The 25,332-nt window shown below is 69.1% G+C and carries 19 protein-coding genes; 5 read left to right on the plus strand and 14 right to left on the minus strand.

The features are described from left to right. Positions 1 to 112: 112 nt before the first annotated feature. From C5B97_RS14010 to C5B97_RS14025, 4 genes are all read right to left on the minus strand, one after another. Positions 113 to 2,263, minus strand: a complete 2,151-nt coding sequence (locus tag C5B97_RS14010; RefSeq protein ID WP_258068282.1) for an anthranilate synthase component I — start codon at positions 2,261 to 2,263, stop codon at positions 113 to 115. Between the two features lie 24 nt (positions 2,264 to 2,287). Further along, on the minus strand, positions 2,288 to 4,078 hold the full coding sequence (locus C5B97_RS14015; protein WP_104312670.1) for a hypothetical protein: 1,791 nt from the start codon (positions 4,076 to 4,078) through the stop codon (positions 2,288 to 2,290). A 16-nt stretch (positions 4,079 to 4,094) separates the two neighbouring features. Further along, on the minus strand, positions 4,095 to 5,093 hold the full coding sequence (locus C5B97_RS14020; protein ID WP_104312671.1) for a malate dehydrogenase: 999 nt from the start codon (positions 5,091 to 5,093) through the stop codon (positions 4,095 to 4,097). A gap of 112 nt (positions 5,094 to 5,205) precedes the next feature. Continuing rightward, positions 5,206 to 6,423 carry an NADP-dependent isocitrate dehydrogenase gene (locus tag C5B97_RS14025; protein ID WP_104312672.1) on the minus strand — a complete coding sequence of 406 codons (1,218 nt, stop codon included), beginning with the start codon at positions 6,421 to 6,423 and terminating at the stop codon, positions 5,206 to 5,208. Between the two features lie 86 nt (positions 6,424 to 6,509). Here C5B97_RS14025 and C5B97_RS14030 point away from each other — a divergent pair, with 86 nt between their 5' ends. Next, complete coding sequence (locus C5B97_RS14030; protein ID WP_104312673.1) at positions 6,510 to 6,986, plus strand: GNAT family N-acetyltransferase; 477 nt, start codon at positions 6,510 to 6,512, stop codon at positions 6,984 to 6,986. A gap of 31 nt (positions 6,987 to 7,017) precedes the next feature. On the opposite strand, the gene C5B97_RS18260 is transcribed toward C5B97_RS14030, so the two are convergent. The 4 genes from C5B97_RS18260 to C5B97_RS14050 all read right to left on the minus strand — a co-directional run bounded on the left by C5B97_RS18260 (position 7,018) and on the right by C5B97_RS14050 (position 12,367). Beyond that, on the minus strand, positions 7,018 to 8,319 hold the full coding sequence (locus C5B97_RS18260) for a dimethylarginine dimethylaminohydrolase family protein (RefSeq protein ID WP_258068283.1): 1,302 nt from the start codon (positions 8,317 to 8,319) through the stop codon (positions 7,018 to 7,020). Between the two features lie 66 nt (positions 8,320 to 8,385). Then, positions 8,386 to 10,047 (minus strand): bifunctional phosphoribosylaminoimidazolecarboxamide formyltransferase/IMP cyclohydrolase, encoded by a 1,662-nt coding sequence (gene purH, locus C5B97_RS14040; RefSeq protein ID WP_104312674.1) that lies wholly within the window; start codon positions 10,045 to 10,047, stop codon positions 8,386 to 8,388. Further along, the gene (gene purN, locus C5B97_RS14045) at positions 10,044 to 10,652 is read right to left on the minus strand and encodes a phosphoribosylglycinamide formyltransferase (RefSeq protein WP_104312675.1); all 609 of its coding nucleotides are present in this window, start codon (positions 10,650 to 10,652) and stop codon (positions 10,044 to 10,046) included. The genes purH and purN overlap by 4 nt, the downstream gene beginning before the upstream one ends. Before the next feature lie 62 nt (positions 10,653 to 10,714). Further along, complete coding sequence (locus C5B97_RS14050) at positions 10,715 to 12,367, minus strand: DUF6350 family protein (RefSeq protein ID WP_104312676.1); 1,653 nt, start codon at positions 12,365 to 12,367, stop codon at positions 10,715 to 10,717. A 32-nt stretch (positions 12,368 to 12,399) separates the two neighbouring features. Here C5B97_RS14050 and C5B97_RS14055 point away from each other — a divergent pair, with 32 nt between their 5' ends. Further along, complete coding sequence (locus C5B97_RS14055; RefSeq protein WP_104312677.1) at positions 12,400 to 12,768, plus strand: chorismate mutase; 369 nt, start codon at positions 12,400 to 12,402, stop codon at positions 12,766 to 12,768. Between the two features lie 194 nt (positions 12,769 to 12,962). On the opposite strand, the gene C5B97_RS14060 is transcribed toward C5B97_RS14055, so the two are convergent. The 5 genes from C5B97_RS14060 to C5B97_RS14080 form a co-directional block, all read right to left on the minus strand. Beyond that, positions 12,963 to 14,825, minus strand: coding sequence for an ABC transporter ATP-binding protein (locus C5B97_RS14060; RefSeq protein ID WP_104312678.1), 1,863 nt, complete (start codon positions 14,823 to 14,825; stop codon positions 12,963 to 12,965). Next, on the minus strand, positions 14,822 to 16,747 hold the full coding sequence (locus C5B97_RS14065; protein WP_146080825.1) for an ABC transporter ATP-binding protein: 1,926 nt from the start codon (positions 16,745 to 16,747) through the stop codon (positions 14,822 to 14,824). The genes C5B97_RS14060 and C5B97_RS14065 overlap by 4 nt, the downstream gene beginning before the upstream one ends. A 199-nt stretch (positions 16,748 to 16,946) precedes the next feature. Beyond that, the gene (gene sucD, locus C5B97_RS14070) at positions 16,947 to 17,831 is read right to left on the minus strand and encodes a succinate--CoA ligase subunit alpha (protein ID WP_068479974.1); all 885 of its coding nucleotides are present in this window, start codon (positions 17,829 to 17,831) and stop codon (positions 16,947 to 16,949) included. Between the two features lie 32 nt (positions 17,832 to 17,863). After that, positions 17,864 to 19,033: an ADP-forming succinate--CoA ligase subunit beta gene (gene sucC, locus C5B97_RS14075; RefSeq protein WP_104312680.1), complete on the minus strand. Its 1,170-nt coding sequence runs from the start codon at positions 19,031 to 19,033 to the stop codon at positions 17,864 to 17,866. A gap of 165 nt (positions 19,034 to 19,198) precedes the next feature. Continuing rightward, positions 19,199 to 21,658 (minus strand): ATP-dependent helicase, encoded by a 2,460-nt coding sequence (locus C5B97_RS14080; protein ID WP_104312775.1) that lies wholly within the window; start codon positions 21,656 to 21,658, stop codon positions 19,199 to 19,201. Between the two features lie 58 nt (positions 21,659 to 21,716). Between C5B97_RS14080 and C5B97_RS14085 the strand changes: the two genes are divergently transcribed. Beyond that, positions 21,717 to 22,676 carry an aldo/keto reductase gene (locus C5B97_RS14085; RefSeq protein WP_104312681.1) on the plus strand — a complete coding sequence of 320 codons (960 nt, stop codon included), beginning with the start codon at positions 21,717 to 21,719 and terminating at the stop codon, positions 22,674 to 22,676. A gap of 116 nt (positions 22,677 to 22,792) precedes the next feature. On the opposite strand, the gene C5B97_RS14090 is transcribed toward C5B97_RS14085, so the two are convergent. Continuing rightward, complete coding sequence (locus C5B97_RS14090) at positions 22,793 to 23,818, minus strand: glycerophosphodiester phosphodiesterase family protein (protein WP_104312682.1); 1,026 nt, start codon at positions 23,816 to 23,818, stop codon at positions 22,793 to 22,795. Between the two features lie 38 nt (positions 23,819 to 23,856). On the opposite strand from C5B97_RS14090, the gene C5B97_RS14095 reads away from it, so the two are divergent. Continuing rightward, positions 23,857 to 24,276: a DUF3054 domain-containing protein gene (locus tag C5B97_RS14095; protein WP_104312683.1), complete on the plus strand. Its 420-nt coding sequence runs from the start codon at positions 23,857 to 23,859 to the stop codon at positions 24,274 to 24,276. A gap of 108 nt (positions 24,277 to 24,384) precedes the next feature. Further along, the gene (locus C5B97_RS14100; protein ID WP_104312684.1) at positions 24,385 to 25,263 is read left to right on the plus strand and encodes a Bax inhibitor-1/YccA family protein; all 879 of its coding nucleotides are present in this window, start codon (positions 24,385 to 24,387) and stop codon (positions 25,261 to 25,263) included. The last annotated feature ends 69 nt before the right edge of the window (positions 25,264 to 25,332 follow it).

Genomic DNA, 25,332 nt, shown 5'->3' on the forward strand with positions numbered 1-25,332 from the left:
CCTGACGCTTGCCCGGACCGACTTGCGTGACGAAAACGCTCCCGACGCCCGTCAGCACGCCAGATCTTCCCGTCCATCACGGAAGTCGGCCACGCGCTATGACGGACGTGGCTCAGGCCGCAGGCACCCGCGCGGGAATGCGCTCCATGACGGCCTCGATGATGCGCTTCCCGGCGGAGTCGCGGAGCGTCATGAGCGATTCCGGGTGGAACTGCACCGCGAAGATCGGCAGGTCTCGGTGCTGGATCGCCATCGGGATGCCGTCGTCGTCGGATGCGACGAGCACGAGGCTCTCCGGCATCGTCGCGGGGTCGATGTGGAGCGAGTGGTATCGGCCCGTGACGAAGCGCTCCGGCAGGGCGTCCAGGAATCCCGGGTTGGTCACGACGACCTCCCGCTCCTGCCCGTGCAGCGGGTACCCGAGCTGGCCGAGGGATGCGCCGAAGTACTCCCCGATGGCTTGCTGCCCGAGGCAGACGCCGAAGATGGGAAGCGAACGGTCGACGATCTCGTCGAGCAGCTCGGACGACTTGAAGTCGCTCGGCGCGCCGGGCCCGGGCGACATGACGACAAGCGATGGCTGCTGCTCGTCCAGGATGCGGGCCATCTCCTCACGCTCGATGCCGCCCTTGGGGATGCGCACGGTGCGCACTTCTGCGCCGGTCTCGCGCATATAGCCGGCCAGCATCTGCACGAACGAGTCCTCGTGGTCGAGGAAGAGGATGCGGTGACCGCGGCCGCTCAAGGAAGGCGCCGGCTCGGCGGCGACCTCGGGGGATGCGGACTCGGCGGCGGCGTCGAGCGCCTCGAGGAGCGCGGAGGCCTTCATCTCGGTCTCGAGCTCTTCGGCGGCTGGGGTCGAGTCCATGAGCAGCGTGCCGCCGGCACGGACCTCGGCGATGCCGTCGCGAATCATGGCGGTGCGGATCGTCAGCCCGGTGTTGACGTCGCCGTTGGCGTGCAGCACGCCGATGGCCCCGCCGTACCAGGTGCGCGGGCTGCGTTCGTGCTCGTCGATGAAGCGCATGGCCCAGATCTTCGGGGCCCCGGTGACGGTGACGGCCCACATGTGGGTCGCGAACGCATCCAGCCCGTCGAATTCGGGGCGCAGTCGCCCCTCGACGTGGTCGACCGTGTGGATGACCTTCGAGTACAGCTCGACCTGGCGTCGGCCGATGATCTTGATCGACTCGGGCTCGCAGACGCGCGACTTGTCGTTGCGGTCCACGTCGGTGCACATGGTGAGCTCGGAGCGGTCCTTGTCGCTGTTGAGGAGCTCGAGGATGCGGTCGGCGTCTTCGATCGCGTCGGCCCCGCGGGCGATGGTGCCGGAGATGGGCACGGTCTCGACGCGGCTGCCCGCGACGCGGACGAACATCTCGGGGCTGGCGCTCACGAGGAACTCCTGCCCGCCGAGGTTCATGAGCGCGCCGTACGGGGCCGGGTTGTTGCGCTTCAGGTAGGCGAAGACGTCGGCTGGGGTGGTGCGGACGGGGCGTCGGAAGGCCTGACCGGGCACGACCTCGAACAGGTCGCCGCGGGCGAAGGAGGCCTTGGCCGACTCGACGAGCGCCGCGTACTCCCCCGGCTCGTGGTCGCGCGATGACTGCGCGGATGCTGCGGGTGCGACGAAGGGGCTCGGCACCTGGGTGCGTGGCATGCCCTCGGTCGAGGTGATGCCGTCGGAGAACTCGAAGTCGTGGCGCGTGGCGTCGCCGCGCTGGCGGTCGACGGCGAGCACGGAGTCGGGCAGGAACACGACGAGGTCGCGCTGGTCGCCGCCGTTCGGGGCGTCGAGGGCCTCGATCTGCCGCACGAGGTCGTAGCCGAACGAGCCGTAGAGGCCGAGGTGGGGCGCGTCGTCCGGCATGGTCTCGATGATGGCTCGCAGCACGCTGAAGCTGGAACGCCTCCGCGTGCGCTGCTCTTCCGGGATGATCTCGTCGCGCTGCGAGGTCACGTCGATCTTGACCTCGCCGTCGGCGAGCACCCGCACCGTGACGCCATCCAGGCGCTCGAACGCCTCGGTGAAGGCTTTCAGCGGGATGCTGCCGCGCTCGTTGAGGGCGCGCATCCGCAGGGCGAAGCCTCGCCCCTCGATCATGAGCGGTGGATCGATGAACCCGATGTCCCATCGCGTGTACCTGCCCGGGTACTCGACGCCGGACGAGAGGACCACTCCGTAGCGGTCGTTGAGACCGGTCTGGATGTCGTCCATCTCCTCCGGGCTGGCAGCACGGGAGGTGTGGGTGATCGTGAGCACTGGGTTCCTAGGTCTGGGATTCGGTCAGAGGCGTTCCGCGATGGCGGCGGTCGCGGTGCGCCACGCGTCGCGCGTCGCGGGCTTGAGGCTGGACACGCTCAGCTCACCACCGCCGACGAAAGCCTGGTCGTACGGTACCTCAACGACGGCGCGGGTGAGCCGTTCGAAGTGGTGACGCAGACGGACGGTGAGCGCCTGGTCCTCCTTCGCGGAGGGGCTCGAGAGGATCGTGACCGCGTTCTCGAGCTTGTCCCCGAAGCCCCGCTCTCGGAGGCCGTCGGCGAGCCAGGCTGCGGATGCGGCGGTGTCCTCGCGTGCGGTGGAGACGATGACGAGCTGGTCGGCGACGTCGAGGGCGGCTTCCCAGTTGCTGGCGCGCATGTTGTTGCCGGTGTCGACGACGAGCACGCGGTAGAAGCGGCTGAGGGTGCGGTGCATGCGCGAGAACGCCTCTGCGTCGATGATGGCGGCCGAAGCGGCGTCGTCGTCGGATGCGAGCACGTCGAACTGGGCGTCGCCCTGGGGTCGTACGAAGCGGTCGACGTCGGCGATGGTCGCGCCTCCGGAGACCTCGAAGCGTGGCAGCTGCCTGAGGAAGTCGACGGCCGTGTTGCGGTGGCTGCCTGGGTGCGAGCGCCACCCGAGGGTGCCGCGCGTCTCGTTGTTGTCCCAGGCGAGCGTGTAGCCGCCGCGGATCTCACCGAACGTGGCGGCGATCATGAGCGTGGCCGTGGTCTTGTGGGCGCCGCCCTTGGGGTTCATGACGACGACGGTCCTTGATCCGTCGAACTGGCGCTGCACTCGACGGATCTCGTCCCGCTTGATGCGCTCAGCTTCGCCCGGGCCGAGCTTGATGAGCCCTCCGGTGCCGACGCGCAGCGCGCTGCGCCATCCCTGCTGGGCGGGCGCTTCGGGCGCCGCCTGCTTGTCGGCGAGGAGGTCGGCGAGGGTCGGCGCGGAGGTGTCGCTCTTGCGACGCTCCGGGGCGGTGCTGGATGCGGCCTTCGACACGGTGCCTGCCGAGGCGGATGCGGCGACCGGTGCGGTGTTCGTCGGTCTGGGCGGCAGGCCGGGTCGGATGATGTCGCGCGGTCCCGTCTCGACATTCTCGACCTCGTCGAGGTCGCGCTGCGCGCGGGCGTCGCGGGGGAAGCGCGGCTGCCACGGCTGGGTGTCCTCGAGGCCGTCTTCGTCGATCCGGTCCTCGAACCACACGGGTGGGGTCTCCGCCTGTGGCACGGGCGCACCCTGCGTCGCGTCGCGTCGTCCGTCGTCGAGCTCCGGCGCGGGGGCTGGCCCGTCTGCCTGTCCCTGCGGCGGGCCGGGGATGACGCCATCGTCGTCGGACTCGTGGTCGAGCGCATGGTGCATCATCTCGACTCGAGGGATGCGCACGGTCTCGTGCACGTTGCCCTGCGGGAGGAAGCCATCGCTGTTCGCGCCTGTCGAGGCCTCGTAGCCGCCGTCGACGGCCGGCTCAGCCGAAATGCCCGACTCCGCTGGCTCGGCGTGCGCGAGCCGGTCGGTCAGCTGGTCGTCGCCTGGTGCGAGCTCGCCGACGTCGCCCGTCTCGACGAGGCTTCCATCTGGCGACACCCGGAGGGGGAAGACGCCGTCGATGTCGATCGTGCGGAGGTCGATCACGATCTCCTCGCGCGTCGCGCGATCGACGACGCGCGTCATGATCTCCGAGCGAAGCTCGTCCGCGTCGGCCGCGATGATGCGCTCGACAGCGCCGCCTTCCCGGATCTCGCCGACGCCGTCACGACGGATCAGCACCTCCAGTGCGAGGACGCCCGGTTCGGCATTGGTCATTGCTGCTCTTCTCACTTCAGGAGGTCGACGGAACGAATCCCAGACGGACAACGCTATCGCGTTCCGCTTCGAGGTCCGCGACGGTCGCGGCGAGGCGCGTCCGCGTCAGCTCGCTGACCTCGAGGCCCTGCACCACCTCCCACTGGCCGCCACGCGAGATGACCGGCACTCCGGCGACGAGCCCCTCGGGGATCCCGTAGTGGCCCTCCGACGGCAGGGCCGCCGTCGTCCAGTCCCTCTCCGGTGTGCCGAGCACCCAGTCGCGCACGTGGTCGACCGCGGCCGAGGCCGCAGACGCGGCGGAGGACGCCCCGCGGGCCGCGATGATGGCGGCTCCGCGCGTCGCGACGGTCGTGGTGAAGTCGCCGTCGATCCACGCGTCATCGGCGATGCGCTCACGAATCGGGACGCCGCCGATCGTGCCGTGGTCGACATCCGGCACCTGCGTGTTCGAGTGGTTGCCCCAGACGTGGATGCGCGACACCTCTCCGGCGCCAGCGCCTGCTTTGGCCGCGAGCTGCGCGATGGCGCGGTTGTGGTCGAGGCGCATCATGGCCGTGAACCGCTCCCCCGGCACGTCGGGGGCTGCCGCGCGCGCGATCAAGGCGTTCGTGTTGGCCGGGTTTCCGACGACGAGCACGCGGATGTCGTCAGCGGCGTGCTCGCCGATCGCGCGCCCCTGGGGCGCGAAGATGCCGCCGTTCGCCTCGAGCAGGTCGGCTCGGTCCATGCCGTCGCGCCTCGGCATGGAGCCGACGAGCAGCGCGATGCTCGTGCCGTCGAAGGCCGCATCGGCGTCGTCGAAGACGTCCACGGAACGGAGCAGCGGGAAGGCGCCGTCCGCGAGCTCCATCGCCGTTCCCTCGGCGGCCTTGATAGCCTGCGGGATCTCCAGGAGCCGCAGCTCGACCGGGGTATCGCCGAGCATGGAGCCGGATGCGATGCGGAAGAGGAGCGAGTAGCCGATGTTGCCTGCTGCTCCCGTGACGGTGATGCGGACTGGCGAGGTGCTCATGCATCCACCCTATTCTCCGCAGGCCAGGAGCCGGCCGCACGCAGAAGCCCCGCACCCTGCCGAAGCAGGATGCGGGGCTTGTGAGGCGAGAGCCCCTGTGCCGTGGTGTCGCCTACGCGGACACTCGTGCGGCGAGGTTCTCGGCGATCGAGTTCATGAAGTCGTCGGTCGTCTGGTACGGGGTTCCCTCACCGACGAGCGCGGCGAGGTCCTTCGTCATCTTGCCGGACTCGACGGTCTCGATGACCACCTCTTCGAGGGCCTGCGTGAAGTCGATGAGGTCCTGGTTGCCGTCGAGCTTGCCGCGGTGCGCGAGGCCGCGCGTCCAGGCGTAGATCGAGGCGATCGGGTTCGTCGACGTCGGCTTGCCCTGCTGGTGCTGACGGTAGTGGCGCGTGACCGTGCCGTGCGCGGCCTCAGCCTCGACGACCTTGCCGTCGGGCGTCGTGAGCACGCTCGTCATGAGCCCGAGCGAGCCGAAGCCCTGCGCGACGGTGTCCGACTGCACGTCGCCGTCGTAGTTCTTGCAGGCCCAGACGTAGCCGCCCTCCCACTTGAGGGACGCCGCGACCATGTCGTCGATGAGGCGGTGCTCGTACGTGATGCCGGCAGCCTCGAACTTGTCCTTGAACTCGGCCTCGAAGATCTCCTGGAAGATGTCCTTGAAGCGACCGTCGTACTTCTTCAGGATCGTGTTCTTCGTCGACAGGTACACGGGGTAGCCGCGCGTGAGTCCGTAGTTGAGCGACGCGCGAGCGAAGTCGGTGATCGACGCGTCGAGGTTGTACTGCACCTGGGCGATTCCGTCGCCCGGCGAGTGGAAGACCTCGAACTTCTGCGGCTCGGAGCCGTCGTCCGGCGTGAACTCGACCGTGAGCTTGCCCTCGCCGGCGAAGCGGAAGTCGGTAGCCCGGTACTGGTCGCCGAATGCGTGGCGGCCGACGATGATGGGCTTGTTCCAGCCCGGCACGAGGCGCGGGATGTTCGAGATGATGATGGGCTCACGGAAGATGACGCCGCCCAGGATGTTGCGGATGGTGCCGTTCGGGGAGCGCCACATCTGCTTGAGGCCGAACTCCTCGACGCGTGCCTCGTCTGGAGTGATCGTCGCGCACTTGATGCCGACGCCATGCTTCTGGATCGCGTGAGCCGCGTCGACCGTGATCTGGTCGTCGGTCTCGTCGCGCTTCTCGATGCCCAGGTCGTAGTACTCGAGGTTCACGTCGAGGTACGGGTGGATGAGCGTGTCTTTGATCTTCTGCCAGATGATGCGGGTCATCTCGTCGCCGTCGAGCTCGACAACCGTTCCTTCGACCTTGATCTTCGCCATAAAGTCCTCCTTCTGCGCGCGGTTTGCCTCCAGCCTACCGGGGACGCATTCGGAGAAATACTCAGACGGACCGCTACTCTGCATCCATGAGCGAGCTGTATATCGAAGAGCTGTCCGCCGACAACATCGTCGCCGCCAACACGCTCACGCTGAAACCAGGCCAGGAGGCGTTCGTCGCGCCCGTCTCGCACTCGATCTCGGAGGCCTACGTCAACCAGACGACGTCGTGGCCGAGGGTCGTGGTGCTCGACGGTCGGGTCGTGGGCTTCATCATGGCGAACTTCGATGAGGACGCCCCCGACGAGCTGTTCAGGGCCACGATCATGCGCATGAACGTCGACGCGGACTTCCAGCGCCGCGGCGTCGGGTCGTTCGCCGTCACGGCGATCCTCGACGAGGCCGCACGCCGCGGGTTCGACAAGGTGACGACCATCTGGGAAGAGGGCGACCTGGGGCCGGGAGATTTCTTCCGGAGCCTGGGCTTCGTCGTCACGGGTGAGACGCAGTACGGCGAGACGATCGGTGAGCGCGTGCTCAACGACCACGGCACCGGCTCGCTGTGACGCGAGCTGTGCCGCCGCCCTCGGCTTCCGCCTAGTAGGCGCGGGCCGAGAGGCAGGTGACGCCGCCCTCGAGCTTCTCGAACTCCGAGATGTCGAGGGACACGACACTGTAGCCGAGGCGCTTCACGAGCTTCGCGGTCGCCGGGGCCGCCGCTGACACGAGAACGGTCTCGGAGTCGAGCGGCAGGACGCTGGCTCCCAGCAACTCTGGTGCCTCGATGTAGCCGCCGAAGAGCGACGGCTGCTCGAGGGCCGGCGTCCACGCGATGATGGTGCCGTCCGGCAGCGCCGTCGCGACGGTCTTCAGGTGCAGGGCACCCCTGATGGGCACCGCGACGACCCGGTATCCGAGGTCGAGCGCGATCTCGCGGAGCGCGCGGATGCCCTCCGCGTTGGTGCGCGTGGAGGCACCCACATAGACCGTGTCGCCAGCCAGGAGCACGTCGCCGCCATCCAACGTCGCCGGGGCCTCGATCTCCATCGTGACGAGCTCGGTCTCGGCGAGCGCCGCGCGCACGCCGGGCAGCTCGGCGCGCCGGGACGCCGCACCGCTGCGACCCAGAATCGCGACCTCACCTAGCACGATCACCTGGTCCTCGGTGAAGACCGAATCCGGCATGGTCTCGGCCGCAGGGACCTCGCGCGTCTCCCAGCCGTGCTCATCGAGCAGCGCCACATAGGACTCCCACTGCTCGTTGGCGCGATCCCGATCGACCTCGGCTCGCTCCTGGAACGTGACCTGGGCGTCCTGCGGGTTCGCGGCGGGGATGCGCACGAGTGCGAGCTTGCTGTTCGACTCGGAGAACCGTCGGAGCTCCCCGGCGTGCGCGACCCGCCCGGACACATCCCGGAGCATGTCGGCGACCTGCCGACGGAACAGGGCGGGCCCGATGATGGCCGTGTACACCGTGGCGGACACGAGGAACACGAAGTTGAGTCCGAAGAACTCCATGAAGATCGCCGACCAGGTCTCGCCAGTGAAGTCGGCACCGCCCGTCGCGAGCCGCACGACGTACCCGACCGTGCCAGCGATCAGCGCCAGCACGAACCCGGCGATCGCGGCGATCCACCAGCTCCTGAGCCAGCCGAGCCAGCCGACGAGCGTGACGAGGAACAGCAGAACCAGCACCGGCAGCGAGTAGAAGTCGAACGTGTTGCTCAGGGTGGTGAACGGCGAGAGGACGAGGGTCAGGTCGCGCTCGTTCATCACGACCAGGCAGGTGAGGAGCGTCGCCAGTGCAACCCCCATGGCGCTCACGAGCGCCGCGTTGAAGCGTGTTCCGCCGTCGAGCTCGCTCACGCGGGTGACGGGTTGGGAGGTGTTGGTGCTCAATTGCTGCTCTCGTGGAAGTCGGATGCGGGTTCGGGCGGACCTGCGCGACACGCAGATCGGCGCGGGTCAGTGGAAGAAGTGGCGCTCGCCCGTGAAGTACATCGTGACGCCTGCTTTCTCTGCGGCGGCGATGACCTCCTCGTCGCGGATGGACCCACCCGGCTGGACGACGGCGCTCACGCCAGCTTCAAGCAGCACTTCGAGGCCGTCCGCGAAGGGGAAGAACGCGTCGGACGCCGCGACGGATCCGGCGGCGCGCTCCCCCGCGCGCGAGACGGCGAGGTGGCAGGAGTCGACGCGGTTGACCTGGCCCATCCCGACACCCACGGAGGCTCCGTCTGAGGCAAGGAGGATCGCGTTCGACTTCACGGCGCGGCATGCTCGCCACGCGAACTCGAGGTCCTCGACGGCCTGACCTGCGGCAGGCGCACCCGCCACGAGCGTCCATCCCTCGATGAGCGACGCGTTCGGCTCGAAGCGATCTGCGCTCTGCACGAGGAAGCCGCCGGAGATCTGACGCACCTCGCGCTCCTCGAGGGCGGGGTTCGCCGGGAGCTGCAGGAGACGGATGTTCTTCTTCGCGCTCAGCACCTCGAGCGCCTCCGGCGCGAAGCTCGGAGCGATGACGACCTCGGTGAAGATCTTGGAGAGCGTCTGCGCCATCTCGAGCGACACCTCGCGGTTCGCAGCGACCACGCCGCCATACGCGCTGACCGGGTCGCAGGCGTGGGCGCGACGGTGTGCCTCGGCGATTGCCTCAGCGGGTGCGAGCCCTTCCGGTGCCACGGCGATGCCGCAGGGGTTGGCGTGCTTGATGATGGCGACGGCTGGCGCGGCGTGATCGAACGCCGCGCGAAGCGCCGCATCCGCGTCGACGAAGTTGTTGTACGACATCTCTTTGCCGTGGAGCTGCTCAGCCTGGGCGATTCCCCGACCGTCGGCGCGGCCGTAGACGGCGGCGACCTGGTGCGAGTTCTCGCCGTACCGCAGCGTCGCGAGCTGGGTGCCCTGAAGCGTGAACGAGTTCGGAAGCGTGTCGGAGGAGGCTGCCGGCGTCGATCCGGTTCCGGCCTCTGCTCCCCCGACCTCTGCGATGTGGGAGACGAACCATGCCCCGACCGCCTGGTCGTAGCTCGAGGTGTGCTGGAACGCGGCCGCCGCGAGCGCGCGACGCGTCGACAGCGTGACGCCGCCGCCCTGGATCTCCTCGAGCACCTTGGCGTAGTCCCCAGGAGACGTGACGATCGTGGCGTTCGCGAAGTTCTTCGCCGACGCGCGCACGAGCGCTGGCCCGCCGATGTCGATCTGCTCGATGATCGCGGGCGCATCCGCCCCTGACGCCACCGTCTCCACGAACGGGTACAGGTTGACGACGATGAGCTCGAACGGGGCGATGCCGAGCTCCTCGAGCTGGCGGACGTGGTCGTCGATGCGGCGGTCGGCGAGGATGCCGGCGTGCACCCCGGGGTGCAAGGTCTTCACGCGGCCGTCCAGCGATTCGGGGAACCCCGTCACCTGCTGCACGTCGGTGACGTCGAAGCCGGCCTCACGGATGGTCTTCGCGGTCGACCCCGTCGAGACGATCTCGACCCCGGCGGCCTTCAGGCCAGCCGCGAGCTCGGTGAGGCCGCTCTTGTCGCTCACGGAGACGAGCGCGCGCTTCGGCTCGATGCGCTCGAGGGTCGTCAACGACCCGTGGGAAGGTCCGTGGGAGGCGGGGGTGCTCATGCGGTGGCTCTTTCCTCGAGTGCGATTTCGCCGGAGGCGACGCCTCTGACGGTGTCTTCCAGCAGACGGCGCTCCACGACCTTGATGCGGTCGTGAAGCAGCTCCTCGGTGTCACCAGGGAGCACGGGGATGCGGACGCGATCGATGATCGGTCCGGTGTCGACACCGTTGTCGACGACGATGATGGAGGCGCCCGTCTCGGCGACGCCGGCCTCGAGCGCATCGCGCACGGCGTGGGCACCGGGGAACTCGGGCAGGTACGCGGGGTGGGTGTTCAGCAGGCGCGGGGCGAGCGCATCCACCACGGCAGGCGGCACGAGGCGCATGAACCCGGAGAGCAGCGTCAGGTCGGGTTCGAATCGCTGTATCTGCGCCAGCAGTTCCTCACCCCAGGCCGCCCTGTCGGCGAAGTCCTTCGGCCGCACGACGAACGACGGGATGCGGAACTCCTCCGCGAGCGCGAGGCCAGCGGCCTGCGTGTCCGCGCCGATCGCGACGACCTCGGCCCCGATGGGCGAAGCGGAAGCGGCAGATGCCTGGAGTGCCTCGAGCAGCGCACGCAGGTTCGAACCAGCGCCGGAGATGAGGACAACGACCTTGAGCACCGGGTCAGTCTAGTCGAGTGGACATTCCCGTCATCCCGAGAGTCGTCGCAGGTCGGGGCTCGTCAGTCGTCGATGTCGATATCGGCGTAGATGTCGGGCTCGTCGTCGTAGCGCGGGTTCTCGACCTTGAGCCGCTTCGCGCGGCGGATCTCCGACGTCTGGCGTTCCGCCGGCGGGTCGTCGGCCCGCACCTCGAGCGCGGTCCCCGGCTTCTTCTCGGACTCGCCCGGGTCCTCGAAGCGCTTCGAGACGGCGTCAGCCACCCACGGACGCTCGTCGGCGCTGTCCCTTGACGAGCGACGCTTCGCGGCCGACGACTTGGCCGCGGCGCCCGCGCCCTTCCCGGACGAAGCCGGCGCAGTCGATGCGCCTGCAGGCGCATCTCGCTTCGCGGCGTTCGCACTGGCGCGAGAACTCGCTGTCCTTGACCCTGCCTTCGTCTTTGCTGTTGCCTTCGCCGTCGACGTCGCGTCCACCGGCTCGTCGTTCTCCCGCGCATCGCGGCGGCGGTCGGACTCATCCGCGTCGTCGTCGAACTCCTCGGTGGAGAGCGGCACGAGCGCGCCGACCAGCGCGCCAAGCGCAAGCGTCCCGAAGGCGCTCGCACCAGTGAGGAGCGGGAATGGCCCGACGTCGGCGAGCCGCCCAGGGCCGGCGGAGCCCCCCGCGGCGAGCGCCAGGACCCCGATAGCGACAGCGGCGACACCGGCGGCGACAAGCGCGACCGAGATGCGCGACCACACCCCGCGCGCGGCACCAGCTGGCGCGTGCATCCGTACGCCGACCATCGCCGCGAGGCCGACGAGCACGGGGACCGCGATGACGGAGATCGCGAGCAGCGGCGGCGAGGCGGAGATCGCACCGAGGAGCGGCACGACCGGCATCGGGCCGACCAGGGTCTCGGTCGGGGTGACACTCGAGCCGGTGCCGAGCGCGAAACCGGTGCCGAGCATCCACGCCGCAGACCAAACGACGCCGTTGACGGCGATCACGAGCTGGCTCAGGCCCACGACGATCGCACTGGTCACGTCGAGCGGCAGCGATTGGAACAGGGCTAGGACGCTCGCGAGGCCCACCACCACGGCGATGACGAGGAGCACCACACCAGCACCAAGCACGCCCGTGATCATGATGCCGGCGGCCCGGAGACCCTGTGTGAGGAGCGCGCGGCCGCGCGTTTCAAGGCTCGAGACGGCGGCTTCGATGGGGGCGACCTGCCAGGCCCTGGCTCCGATGAACGCGGAGCCGAGGAAGATGACTGCGCCCACGATCGTGGTCTGCCAGACGCCGATGTCGATGCCACGACCGGTGGCCGCAATGGAGACGCCGGCCGCGCAGGCTGAGAAGACGGCGGTCGTGAAGAGCAGGCCCGGCCAGACCATGTCGGAACCGGCACGGATGCGCACGCCCGTCACGCGAGCCAGCCACACGGTGATGAGCGTCAGGCCGAGCGGCATCACCCGCAACGTGAAGGCAATCGCCTCGCTGCCAGCAGGCAGGAGGCCTGAGCTCGGGTCGATCGCAGCGTTCACGAAGCCGCCGAGCGAGAGCGCCCAGACGGCGGCCGCGTACTGGAACCCAGCCAGGAAATCACTGCCGAAGCCAGCCGTCGCCAACTGCACCGCGACGACCGCGATCAGCGGGACGCCGAGGCCGACCGCGGCCGCGACAAGCGCGTCGACGGCCGAGTACAGGTACGTGATCGGGCGAGGCATAGCACCCCGACGATAGCCGCTAACCTGCCGGAATGACTGGATCAACAGGCCCGCACGACATGACCGGCATCCGCGCGGCGATCGACTCCCTCGACGCGCAGATCGTCGCCCTCATCGGCCAGCGGCAGCGGTGGGTGGAGCGTGCAGCCGTCGCGAAACGAGGGCAGGATCAGGGCGCCGTTCGCGCTCCGGCGCGTGTGGAGCAGGTCATCTCCAAGGTGCGCGGGCTTGCCGAGTCGGCCGACGCGTCACCCGACGTCGTCGAGGCCACGTACCGTGCCATGATCGGTGCCTTCATCGAGCTCGAGCTGCGAGAGCAGGCCGGCGAGGCCCTCAAGTCCGACTCGGACTCCGCCTCCGCCTCGGACTCGGACTCGGACTCGGCCTCGGCCTTGGCCTGACCAACTTCCGGGATCGCTCAACCCGCGGGCGAGCGAAGACGCCCCAACGGCGCCATCCATCACGCAAGTTGGCCAGGCCCGCGGCGGCGATCCTGCGGGCGGCTGACAAGCGGCGACCCGTGGGCGCGCGCGGCGTGCGGAGCGGCGAAGTGGCGTGCAGAGGGGGGTGCAGCTGCCGATGCCGCCGCGGCGGCTCAGCGCTCGAGGAGCTGCTGGAACGGGCCGCCCGCGTGGCGCAACCGCTCGGGCGAGCCGACCTCGACGATGCGCCCGGCGTCGAGGACGAGCACCCGGTCGGTGTCGCCGAGCGTGTCGATGCGGTGGCTGATCTCGAGGATGCTGCGTCCAGCGGCCCACGCGGCGAGGCGCTCACGGACGGTCTGCTCGGTGGCCGCATCGAGCGCGCTGGTCGCCTCATCGAGCACCAACAGCTGCGGGTCGGCCAGCACGGCTCGCGCGATCGCGACGCGCTGGCGTTGTCCGCCGGAGAGCCCGCCGCCGCGTTCCCTGACCGGGGTGTCGAGACCCTTCGGCTGCTGCAGCACCCACTCGTCGAGTGCTGCGACGCGCAGCGCGGCGAGGATCTCCTCGTCGCTCGCGTCGGGCTTCGCGAGCGACACATTCTGGCCGACCGTGCCGTCGCTCAGGTAGGGACGCTGCGGGACGAGGGCCGTACGGGTTCGCAGTTCGTCGAGCGTGATGTGCTGCAGCGGCTCTGGCGCGACGTCGGCGTCGGCGTCGCGACGGAGCGAGACCACCCCTCCGAGTGGGTCCCAGAATCGCAGGGCGAGGGAGGCGATCGTCGACTTGCCGCTTCCGGAGGGGCCGACGACCGTCAGGTGCTCGCCGGTGCGCAGGTCGAAGGTGACGTCGTCGAGCACGACCCGGTTGGCGGAGGCGTGGACTTCTGGATCGGAGCCGACTCCCGCCGGATACGCGAAGGTGACTCCATCGAAGGCGAGGGCCACCGGATGCTCGCGGTGCTCATCCCGAACGGAATGGGCGTGGCCAGTTGCACGCGTCTGCGCGCGTGCATCCGTGACGATCGGCGACCGTTCGATGACCTCGTACAGGCGAGCGGCGCTTGCGAACGACGCGTTGAGGTCGGTCACGAAGCTCTCCACGGCTCGGGTCGGCACGAAGAGGCCGACGGCGACGGCGAGGGCGACGAGCAGCTGCGACCAGGTCCGGTCACCGGCCACCACTGCCGAGCTTCCGATGAGGAGGGCCGTGAGCACGGACCCCCACTGGAGGACGACGACAAGCGCGCCGCGCGCGGCGGAGATGCGGGATGCGAGCGACGACGAGCGAGCACCAGCCTCACCCCGCGCATCCAGATCGTCGAGGCGCGCTTCCGCATACTCGAAGGCCAGAATCTCCCGAGCTCCCTGCACGGAGTCGCTCACGTGCTGGGCGACGACGCCCTTCGCGGCGCCGGCCTCCTGCGAGGCGCGCCAGCTCGTGCGGCCACCAAGCGCCGGGACGACGAGCACGACGAGCGCGACGAAGGGGGCGAGCGCGAGCGCGAGCGCCACCCCCTGTGTGACGCCGAGCCACGTGAGGGCGATGCCCGGGACGAGCACTGCTGAGATGGCTGGCGGCGCGGTGTGGGCGAAGAAGACTTCAACGCGGTCGATGTCGCGCGTGGCTCGCTCGCTGAGCTCCCCGCTGCCGGCTCCCTCCGTGGCCGCGGGCGATTGAGGCGCGAGCCGGGCGTAGAAGAGATCTCGCAGTCGAGCGAGCGCGGCGAACGCCACGAAGTGGCCGCTGAACTGCTCGAGGTAGCGCAGCACGGCTTTTGCCAGCGCGAGGCCGACCATCGTCACGACGGTGACCGAGAGCGAGAGCCCGCCGGAGACCCCGATCACCGCGACGACGAGGATCGCGATGCCGGCCAGCTGACCGACGACCCGCAGCACGGTCGCCAGGGCGAGCGGCCACAGCAGCGGCGCTGTCTGGCGCAGCAGCCATGCGACCAGCTGCACCCTGTTCGGTCGCTGTGGGGTGGACTGCTGCGGAACCGCTGGGGGCTGCTGTACGTTCGTCGCCGCGTTCATGCGCGCTCCCCCGTTCGGGCAACGCTCGGGGAACCCCCTGGGTTCGGGCTCACCGCACCATCGCTCGCGGCGGATGCAGCGGGTGGGGCATCGACCGGTGCGTGTGCGTCGGGTTCGACGGATCCGAGACGCACGACGCGGTTCGCCGCAAGGATGCTCGTCGGCCGGTGAGACACCATGATCACGGTCCGCCCCTCGGCAAGGTTGCTCAATGCGCGCGTGATGAGCCGCTCTGAGCGCAGGTCCACCTGGGCTGTCGGCTCGTCGAGGAGCAGCACGCTCGCGTCACGGAGGAATGCCCTCGCGATCGCGACGCGCTGCGCTTGGCCGCCGGAGAGCGCGAGTCCGCTCTCGCCGACCTGCGTCGCGAGTCCGTCTGGCGCACGCTCGAGGTCGCCGCGCAGCTCAGCCGCTTCGAGCGCGGCCCACAGCTCGTCGTCGCTTGCGTCCGGCTTCGCGACCCGCAGGTTCTCCGCGACGGTGCCGGTGAAGAGGAACGTGCTCTGCTCGACGACGGCGAGCTCGGCGCGGGCGTCTGCGCTTCCGGCGGGCGCTCCACCGACGAGAACCTTCCCTTCGCGAGGGGCGAGCAGCCCCTGGGCCAGGGTCAGCAGCGTCGACTTTCCCGAACCGCTTGGCCCCGTGATGACGATCCGCTCACCGGCCTCGACGCGGAGCGAGTAGTCGGTGAGGATGTTTGGCGCCTGGTCGTAGCCCGCGGTGACGCCCCGAAGCTCCAGGGCGGCGGGTCCGCCCGCGGCTGCGGGCTCACCTGTCGCTGGTCGTTCTGCAGGCCTGCCCGCCCGCATGGCGATCGCGGCGCTCAGCTCCCGCTCGGCGCTCCGGCCCGTCATGCCGATGTAGAAGAACTGTCCGACGATGTCGACCGGCCCTGTCAACAAGGTCGACAGAAGCACGATCGCGACTGCCTGCCCCGGCGTGATCGCGCCGTCGCCGAGGCGCCACACCGCGAGCGCGGCGGCGCCCGTGATCATTGCGAGCGAGAAGACGGCGTCGACGGCCAGGATCAGCACCTGGTTGCCTGCGAGCAGGCGCATGACGTTGCGCCGGTTCTGCTCGCCGCGGACCCGGAGCTCGTCCCCGACGCGCGTCGCCGCGCGGTTGAGGGTGAGCGTCGTGAGTCCCTGGATGGCGTTGAGGAACGCGGCGGAGAGCTGCGCGGCGCTGCGCCGGTAGGCGCCGGTCGAGGAGCGGAACGCCCGCTGCACGCCGATGATGATGAGTGGGATGAGCGGGACGAGCAGCAGCAGCAGCCCGGCGGTGAGCGGGTCGATCGCAACCGCGATGACAAGCAGCACCAGGAGGGGCGTGGTCAGCGAGGCGATGATCGGCCCGAGGAAGCCCGCCCGGTAGGCGGCTGCTCGTTCTACGGATGCGGTGGCGGTGCTCACGAGCGCTCCCGTGCGCTCCCTCCCGAGAGCCAGGGGCCCGACGGTGAAGAGCTCGCCGACGAGGAGGCGGCGGAGGTCACGTTCGGTCGTGCTCTTGCTGCGCTGGACGAGGATCGTCGAGCCCGCTGCGGTGGCCGCGGCGACGAGGACCAGGACCACGAGCAGCGCGACGACGCCCCCGCTCGGCGACGCACCCGCGAGGACGCCGTCGAGGACGCGCCCGACGAGCAGGAGCGCGCATGCCAGCGCGAGGGCCTGGAGCCAGCCGAGCGCAAGGGGCCCGGCGATGCGCGGCCGCGGGGTCGCCGCGACGATGCGCTGGTCCAGCGGGACGGACGCGGCACCAGGGTGTCCGCCAGGGTGTCCGCCTGGCCGGCCGCCAGGATGGCCTCCTGGAGTTCGGGCGGGGCGCCCGCCTGGGTGGGGGCCGGGGCGCGCCCCGGGATACCCGCCCGGATGCGCGCCGGCGTGACCGTGCGGTCGTGCGGGGGCCGACTCTGGTCGTGACACGTGCATCCTGTCTCGAATCCTGACCCGTCGGCGTGAATCCGGCGGAAGTTCAAGCGCGCGACGCGACGCGGGGGCGTCGAGTCGCGTTGAGACGAATGGGCTGCAGCCCGTGTTTCCACGTGACTGCAGCCCACTTCATCGTGTGCAGAGCCGATGCTCTGCGCTGGTTGCGAGGCGCCTCGCGGCGCCCGGCCGCTCGCTAGAGCGCTGCGTAGACCTCGCGGAGGAGGTTGGCCGTCTCGGTGGGCGTCGTGCCCACGCGAACGCCAGCGGCCTCGAGGGCCTCCTTCTTCGCCTGAGCGGTTCCCGCGGAGCCGGTGACGATGGCGCCGGCGTGGCCCATGGTCTTGCCCTCGGGGGCCGTGAAGCCTGCGACGTAGCCGACGACGGGCTTGGTCACGTGTGCCTTGATGTACTCGGCCGCACGCTCTTCGGCGTCGCCGCCGATCTCGCCGATCATGACGATCGCCTTCGTGTCGGGGTCAGCCTCGAACGCTTCGAGGGCGTCGATGTGCGTCGTGCCGATGACGGGGTCGCCACCGATGCCGATGGCGGTCGAGATGCCGAGGTCGCGGAGCTCGTACATCATCTGGTACGTGAGCGTGCCCGACTTCGAGACGAGGCCGATGGGGCCAGCACCGGTGATGTTCGCGGGCGTGATGCCGGCGAGCGACTTCTCCGGCGAGATGATGCCGGGGCAGTTCGGGCCGATGAGGCGGGTTTTGCCGACGCTCTGCGCGTGCGACCAGGCCTCGGAGGAGTCCTTGACCGGGATGCCCTCGGTGATGGCCACGGCCAGCGGGATCTCCGCGTCGATGGCTTCGATGATGGCGTCCTTGGCGAAGGCCGGCGGCACGAAGATGACGGTGACGTTCGCGCCGGTGGCCTCGATGGCCTCCTTCACGGTGCCGAAGATGGGGAGTTCCTTGCCCGCGAGCTCGAGCGTCTGCCCGGCCTTGCGAGGGTTGGTGCCGCCGACGATGTTGGAGCCGGCTTCGAGCATGCGCGTGGCGTGCTTGGAGCCCTCCGAGCCGGTGATGCCCTGAACGATGATCTTGGAGTTCTCGTCGAGGAAGATCGACATTGTTGTTCCTTCTCTGCTTTTCTTCTGGCGACTCAGGCGCGGGCGGCGAGTTCGGCGGCCTTGTCGGCTGCCTCGTCCATGGTGGCGACGACGGTCACGAGGGGGTGGTTCGCCTCGGCGAGGATGCGACGGCCCTCCTCGACGTTGTTGCCGTCGATGCGGACGACGATCTGCTTGGTGGCTGCGTCGCCGAGCGTGTTGAGGGCGCCCACGATGCCGTTCGCGACGGCGTCGCACGACGTGATGCCGCCGAAGACGTTCACGAAGACCGACTTGACCTGCTCGTCGCCGAGGATGACGTCGAGGCCGGCGGCCATGACCTCAGCGGATGCTCCGCCTCCGATGTCGAGGAAGTTGGCGGGCTTCTGTCCGCCGTGCTTCTCGCCTGCGCCGGCGACGACATCGAGCGTCGACATGACGAGGCCTGCGCCGTTTCCGATGATGCCGACGGAGCCGTCGAGCTTCACGTAGTTGAGGTCGTGCGCCTTGGCCTTGACCTCGAGCGGGTCGAGTCCGCCTGCCGCCTCGGCGAGCGCGACGTGGTCGGCGTGACGGAACTCAGCGTTCTCGTCGATCGTGACCTTGCCGTCGAGTGCGACGATGTCGCCGCCCTTGGTGAGCACCAGCGGGTTGACCTCGACGAGCGTCGCGTCTTCCTGGTTGTACACCTCGTAGAGCTTGACGAAGACGTCGGCGACCTTCGCGACGAGCTCTTCTGGGAAGTTCGCGGCGCGCGCGATCTCTTCCGCCTTGGCTGCGTCGATGCCGCGGATGGGGTCGACGGCGATGCGCGCGAGGGCCTCAGGCTTCTCGACAGCGAGCTGCTCGATCTCCATGCCGCCTTCAACGCTCGCCATGGCGAGGTAGGAGCGGTTGGCACGGTCGAGGAGCACGGAGAAGTAGAACTCCTGGTCGATGTCCGCACCCTGCGCGATCATGACCTTCTCGACGATGTGGCCCTTGATGTCGAGGCCGAGGATGGCCTCCGCAGCGGTGAACGCCTCATCTGGGGTCTTCGCGAGCTTGACGCCGCCGGCCTTGCCTCGACCGCCGACCTTGACCTGCGCCTTGACGACGGTCACGCCGCCGATCTTCTCGGCTGCGGCCTTCGCCTCCTCGGGCGTGTAGGCCACGAGTCCCTGGAGAACTGGAACACCGTGGGCGTCGAATACATCTCGCGCCTGGTACTCAAAGAGATCCACGTTTCATCCCATCCGCGACGCGTCGTCGCGTTCGTTCGCCCGAGCCTTCGGATTCTCGCGCTCGAGCCTTCAGAATTTGCAGAGCGGACCGCATCGCCGGCAGGCAGTGTGTGCCCGCCGCCCGGCTAAACACGTCCGTCGTCCAGCCTAGTGCCCGCGCGCGCCTCAGTTGGTCAGCTTCTCGATCGGCGCGAGCTTCACGAGCAACTTCTTGCGCCCGGCACTGTCGAAGTCGACCTCCGCGATCCGCTTCGCCTCGCTGCCGAGGATCGCGCGCACCGTGCCCTCGCCGAAGTCGACGTGCGAGATGCGATCGCCGGCGACGAGCTCCATGCCGCTGTTGTCGCGCATCTGTCCCGTGACCTCGTTGATCCACTTCTGCTTCGGTTTCGCCTTGGGGGCCGTCTCGCGACCCGCATCCGAGTCTCGGAAGCGGACCGCGCTGGAGAAGCCGGCGCTGCCCGCGTCAGAGGAGCTCCTGCCGTAGCCGCCCGCCGTTCCGTAGCCTTCGCTGCCGAGCGGCTTGCGTGCTGAGGTGACCGATCGCTGCTCGTAGCCGCCACGGCCGCCTGCGGCACCGGGCGAGACCCGCCACTCGATGAGCTCCTCGGGAATCTCCTGCAGGTAGCGACTCGGGAGCGAGGCGGCCGTCTCGCCGAACTGCGAGCGCATCATCGCCAGCGAGAGGTGGAGGCGCTTGCGGGCGCGCGTGATGCCGACGTAGAACAGGCGTCGCTCTTCCGCGGGGCCGCCCGGCTCGTCGGCGGCGATGCGGTGCGGCAGCAGCTCCTCCTCGACACCCGTGATGAAGACCGAGTCGTACTCGAGCCCCTTCGCGGTGTGGAGCGTCATCAGCACAACCGCGCCTGACTCGTCGATGAGGTCGTCTGCGGCTGCGACGAGCGCGACGTCGGTGAGGAAGTCGATGACCGAGCCGCCAGCGTTGTTCTTGTCGAACTCGGCTGCGACCGAGATGAGCTCTTCGACGTTCTCGGCACGCGCCTCGTCCTGCGGGTTGCCGGTCTGGAGCAGCTTCTCGAGGTAGCCGGTGCCCTTGACGATCGTCTTGAGCGTCTGGCTCACGGTCTTGCGTCCCGTCGGCGAGTCGATGTCGAGGCCGGCCGTCGCGTCGTCGAGCAGCTTCGCGAGCTGCGCGATCGCACCGGTGACCTTCGGACCGAGCCCGAGCTCGCCGGCACGCCGCATGGCGTCGCGGAAGGTGATGCCGTACCTGTTCGCGAAGTCCCAGATCGCCGTCTCGGTGGCTGGGCCGATCGAGCGCTTCGGGGAGTTGAGGATGCGTCGCGTCGACAGCTCGTCCGCCGGGTTGACGAGGGCGGTCAGGTACGCGATGAGGTCCTTGATCTCGGCGCGCTCGTAGAACTTCGTGCCGCCCACGAGGCGGTACGGCACGGCGGAGCGGATGAAGATCTCCTCCAGCGCACGCGTCTGCGCGTTGGTGCGATAGAAGACGGCCATGTCGTTGTAGCTCTGGCCGGCGTCGCGGAGCTTGTGGATCTCATCGGCTACGAACTGCGCCTCGTCGTGCGCCGAGAACCCGGTGAAGCCGACGATCTTCGCGCCCTCGCCGCCGTCGGACCAGAGCTTCTTGTCGACGCGATCGAAGTTGTTGCGGATGACGGCGTTGGCTGCCGAGAGGATGTTCTGCGTCGAGCGGTAGTTCTGCTCGAGCAGCACGACCTTGGCGTTCGAGAAGTCGCGCTCGAACTCGCTGATGTTGCGGATGTCGGCACCGCGGAAGGCGTAGATCGACTGATCGGAGTCGCCGACGACCGTGAGCGATGCGCCGGGGATGCCGCCGCGCTCGTCGAGCTCCATCCGGGTGTCGAGCGGCACGTGCTGCGGCTCGACGGGCCTCGTGAGCTCCCGGATGAGCGAGTACTGGGCGTGGTTCGTGTCCTGGTACTCGTCGACGAGCACGTGACGGAACCGACGCTGGTACTGCGCCGCGACGTCGGGGAAGGCGCGCAGCATCCACACCGTCTGCGAGATGAGGTCGTCGAAGTCGAAGGCGTTGGCGCGGCGCAGCGACTGCGTGTACTGCCGGTAGATGTCGAGGAACATGGCGTCGCGGGGGTCGCTCATGTTGGCCTGGCGGGCGAACCCGTCGACGTCGGTGAGCTCGTTCTTGAGCTTCGAGATGCGCGACTGGACGCTCGAGACCGTGAAGCCAAGCACATCAGCCTCGAGCGACTTCACGATGCGCTTGATGAGCGCCTTCGAGTCGGCGGAGTCGTAGATGGTGAAGCTCGTGGTGAAGCCGAACTTGTCTGCCTCGCGGCGCAGGATGCGCACGCAGGCCGAGTGGAACGTCGAGATCCACATGCCATCCGCAGCACCGCCCACGATGTGCTGGATGCGCTCGCGCATCTCGGCGGCGGCCTTGTTGGTGAAGGTGATCGCGAGGATCTGGCTCGGCCACGCCTCACGGGATGCGATGAGGCCGGCGATGCGGTGGGTGAGCACCCGCGTCTTGCCGGAGCCCGCACCCGCCACGATGAGCAGCGCGGGGCCGCGGTAGGTGACGGCTTCCTTCTGTTGCGGATTGAGTCCGTCAAGGAGGTCGTTTTCAGAGGGATCGAAGACTGGTGGCAGTAGCGTCATGACTCGTTGATTGTAGGTGCGGCCACCGACATCGCGTGGGCCGCGGAAGGGAATCACCTTGACCACGCAGCTCTCCCCCGCCCGCCGCGCGCTCGGCGGCACGCTCTCCGTCTCCCCCGTCGCGCTCGGCGGCAACGTGTTCGGCTGGACCGCCGACCGCGACGCGTCGTTCGCGATCCTCGACGGCTATGTCGAGGCCGGTGGCAACTTCATCGACACCGCCGACGTCTACTCGGCCTGGGTCCCCGGCAATTCGGGGGCCGAGTCCGAGACGATCATCGGCGAATGGCTCCGCTCGCGCGGGCGTCCGGAGGATCTGGTCATCGCGACCAAGGTCGCCCAGTTCGCCAAGCGGCCCGGACTCAGCGCCGACAACGTGCGTGCAGCGGTCGACGACAGCCTCAAGCGCCTCGGCGTCGAGCAGATCGACCTCTACTACGCGCACCGGGACGACCCGGAGACGCCCATCGCCGAGACGGCGGGGGTCTTCTCCGAACTCGTCGATGCCGGCAAGATCAAGGCCATCGGCGTCTCCAACTACTCGCCGACCCGTCTGCGCGAGTGGCTCTCCGCCGTCGAGAGCCACCGACTGCACCAGCCCACTGCGCTGCAGCCCGAGTACAACCTCCTCGAGCGCGACATCGAGGGCGAGCTCCTGCCGCTCGCCCGCGAGGCGGGCCTCGGGGTCGTCCCGTACTTCGCGCTTGCGCACGGCTTCCTGACCGGGAAGTACCGCAAGGACGTCGAGGTCGACTCGGCCCGTGCGAGCTCCGTGGAGCAGTACCGCACCGATCGCGGCTACGCGATCGTGGATGCGGTTGCGGACATCGCGCAGGCCCACGGCACCCAGCCGGGAACGGTCGCGCTCGCCTGGCTCGCAGCTCAGCCCGGCGTCGTGTCCCCTATCGCCAGCGCCCGCACCGCTGAGCAGCTGCCGCTCATCACGGACGCGTTCACGCTCGCGCTCACCGACGACGAGCTGCGGACGCTCGACCGCGTCTCCGCGCAGGTCGCCTAGGCGCAGTCAGCGCCCGCTCGCTCCTCGCTCGAGCAGAGAGGTGCGAGAGATGCAGGTTCTCGGTCGCGGGAACCTGCATCTCTCGCATGTCTCGTCCGGGCGGCCGGGTCCGAGCGCTACGCGCGCCGCGTCTGCGCATCGACGAGCGCGCGGACGCGGTCGGGCGCATCCGCGAAGACGCCGTCGACACCCGTGCGCAGGATGCCCCGCCAGTACGCCTCTGGGCGCCCCTCGAACGTCGTCGGCAGGAACGCGTCCTCCGGACGCAGGGTCCACGTGTACACCGCGAGGCCGCGGGCGTGAGCTCGCTCGACGAGCCTCCGGCCCGCCTGGGGATGCGCGGCGCTGGCCTCGTCGCGGACCCCGAGCAGCAGGTGGCTGAGGCTGATACCGTCCGCCCACCCCGCAACCGCATCCAGCCCCGGCCCCGTCAGGTCGCTGGCGTAGCTCTGCGCGCGGGAGCCGTCCCGCGCGAGCCGATCGTGCGGGGCCCCCTCGTCGTCGATCAGGTAGACCAGCGATGCGTCCACCGCGATGCCTCGCCGCCGAAGGTCGCGCAGCACCTCGCCCTCGAAGCTCTCGATGACGAGTCCCTCGAGCGCGGGTGAACCCCACAGCCCGGCCAGCTCGCGTTCGAGCAGCGCAGCCAGATCGAACCCGAGCTCGCGGAACCAGCTCGCGTGCTTGAGCTCGATCACCAGGCGTGGCCGTGCTCCCGCCGCGGTCCGCTCGTGCTCCACCAGCTCGACGAGCTCGCGAAGCCGCATCAGCGCTGACGTCCCGTCGCAGACGGCGTTGGCGGGGCGGATGTGGGGGATGCGCTCGACCGCCCGCAGCGACCCGAGCTGTTCCCACGTGAAGTCGTGCGCAAACCAGTCGGTGAGCGACCCGTCCGGTGTCGAGCGGGTGCGAGCGTGCCCGAACTCGGTTGGGCGTGCGGCGATGTCGGTGCTCGCCCCGAGCATGGGCTCGTGGCGGATCAGGAGCACGCCGTCGCGAGTCGGGACGACATCCGGCTCGAGCGCATCAGCGCCCTGCCGCACGGCGAGGAGGTACCCCTCGGCCGTGTGCTCCGGCCGGTACGCGGGGGCACCGCGGTGGCCGATGACGAGGGGACATTTGTGCTGGCTTGGCGCGTTCACGCGCGCAGTGTGCCGGACCCAGGCGTACGGTTGGTGTCATGCGGCGAACACGTTCGGTCTATCGCGCTGGCGGCGGCTACGCGCTCCCCCTCATCGTCGACCTGCTCCTTGTCGTGGTGTTCGCGGTCATCGGGCGGATGAGCCACGCAGAGGGCCTCTCCCTTGCGGGCATCGTGACGACCGGTTGGCCGTTCGTCCTGGGCCTGCTCCTCGCCTGGGTGCTCGTGACGCTCTTCCGCTGGAAGCCCTGGCGCCCGTTCCCGGCCGGCGTCTTCGTCTGGATCGTGACCGTCGGCGGCGGGATGCTGCTTCGCCTCATGATCGGCGACACCGCGGAGGTCGCCTTCATCATCGTCGCCTCCATCGTGCTCGGCGCGTTCCTGCTCCTGCCGCGACTGCTGCTCGGCACGGGCCGCGACGCCCGCTCGACAAGCGACGCGAGGACCGCCGTCCGCTGAGGGCGCACACCTCCAAGTCGTATTCACGAACTCTTTCGTTAGAATCCCGGCAACCCCGTCTCTGGCGGGCATCTTGACCTTCGAGACAGAACGGACTCACGGACAGCCATGGCGAATTCCGCGCTAGAACGCAACCCCTACTTCAACGGGGAGGCACGCAGGCAGCACGGCCAACAGTTCGGCCAGGCGCCCACCGCTCCCTCCTACGGCAACGCACCGTCCGCGTCGGCCTACGGGCAGCAGCCTCCCGCGCCGCTCACCGCCGACCAGCTGAACGCCCAGTTCCAGGCACCGCCCGCGACACCTGACCAGATGGAGCGGATGTCCTACGAGGACACCATCGCGAAGACCGCTGGCCTCTTCGGCATCGTGCTCGTCGCGGCTGCTGTGGCCTGGTTCGTGCCGATGCTCATGATCGTCGGCGCGATCGGCGCGCTTGTGCTCTCGCTCGTGCTCGCGTTCCAGCGCGAGCCCAAGACGGGCCTCATCTTCGCGTTCGCCGCGGCTGAGGGCCTCCTGGTCGGTGGCCTCTCCTCGATCCTCGAGGGGATGTTCCCGGGCATCGCCATGCAGGCCGTCCTCGCGACGTTCTCCGTGGTCGCCGTGACGCTTGTGCTGTTCCGCTTCGGCAAGGTCCGCACCTCGCCGCGCATGACCAAGATCGTGCTCGTCGCGATGCTCGGCTACGCGCTCTTCTCGCTCATCAACTTCGGCATGATGATGTTCGGGTTCGAGAGCGCGGCTGGCCCGTGGGGCATGCGCTCAATGGAGGTCTTCGGCATCCCGCTCGGCGTGATCCTCGGCATCTTCGCCGTCCTCATGGGCGCGTACATGCTCGTCATGGACTTCGAGCTCATCAAGAACGGCGTCGAGGGTGGCGCTCCCCGCAAGTACGGCTGGATCGGTGCGTACAGCCTCGTCTCCACCGTCGTCTTCATCTACGTGGAGATCATCCGCGTGCTGGCCATCCTGCGAGGCAACAACTAGCGCAGGACATCCCCTGGGATGTGAGAAGGGCCGCTCCGAGAGGAGCGGCCCTTCGTGCGTCCGACCTGC

The organism is Pseudoclavibacter sp. RFBB5, assembly GCF_002931555.1.
Classification (GTDB): domain Bacteria; phylum Actinomycetota; class Actinomycetes; order Actinomycetales; family Microbacteriaceae; genus Pseudoclavibacter.

Bases quoted from the DNA above. Each gene is read 5' to 3' on its own strand.
- C5B97_RS14050 (WP_104312676.1), bottom strand. From the start codon at position 12,367: ATGCCTCGCCCGATCACGTACCTGTACTCGGCCGTCGACGCGCTTGTC.
- C5B97_RS14060 (WP_104312678.1), bottom strand. From the start codon at position 14,825: ATGAACGCGGCGACGAACGTACAGCAGCCCCCAGCGGTTCCGCAGCAG.
- C5B97_RS14055 (WP_104312677.1), top strand. From the start codon at position 12,400: ATGACTGGATCAACAGGCCCGCACGACATGACCGGCATCCGCGCGGCG.
- sucD (WP_068479974.1), bottom strand. From the start codon at position 17,831: ATGTCGATCTTCCTCGACGAGAACTCCAAGATCATCGTTCAGGGCATC.
- C5B97_RS14080 (WP_104312775.1), bottom strand. From the start codon at position 21,658: ATGACGCTACTGCCACCAGTCTTCGATCCCTCTGAAAACGACCTCCTT.
- C5B97_RS14015 (WP_104312670.1), bottom strand. From the start codon at position 4,078: ATGACCAATGCCGAACCGGGCGTCCTCGCACTGGAGGTGCTGATCCGT.
- C5B97_RS14030 (WP_104312673.1), top strand. From the start codon at position 6,510: ATGAGCGAGCTGTATATCGAAGAGCTGTCCGCCGACAACATCGTCGCC.
- C5B97_RS14095 (WP_104312683.1), top strand. From the start codon at position 23,857: ATGCGGCGAACACGTTCGGTCTATCGCGCTGGCGGCGGCTACGCGCTC.
- purH (WP_104312674.1), bottom strand. From the start codon at position 10,047: ATGAGCACCCCCGCCTCCCACGGACCTTCCCACGGGTCGTTGACGACC.
- C5B97_RS14025 (WP_104312672.1), bottom strand. From the start codon at position 6,423: ATGGCGAAGATCAAGGTCGAAGGAACGGTTGTCGAGCTCGACGGCGAC.
- C5B97_RS14100 (WP_104312684.1), top strand. From the start codon at position 24,385: ATGGCGAATTCCGCGCTAGAACGCAACCCCTACTTCAACGGGGAGGCA.
- C5B97_RS14020 (WP_104312671.1), bottom strand. From the start codon at position 5,093: ATGAGCACCTCGCCAGTCCGCATCACCGTCACGGGAGCAGCAGGCAAC.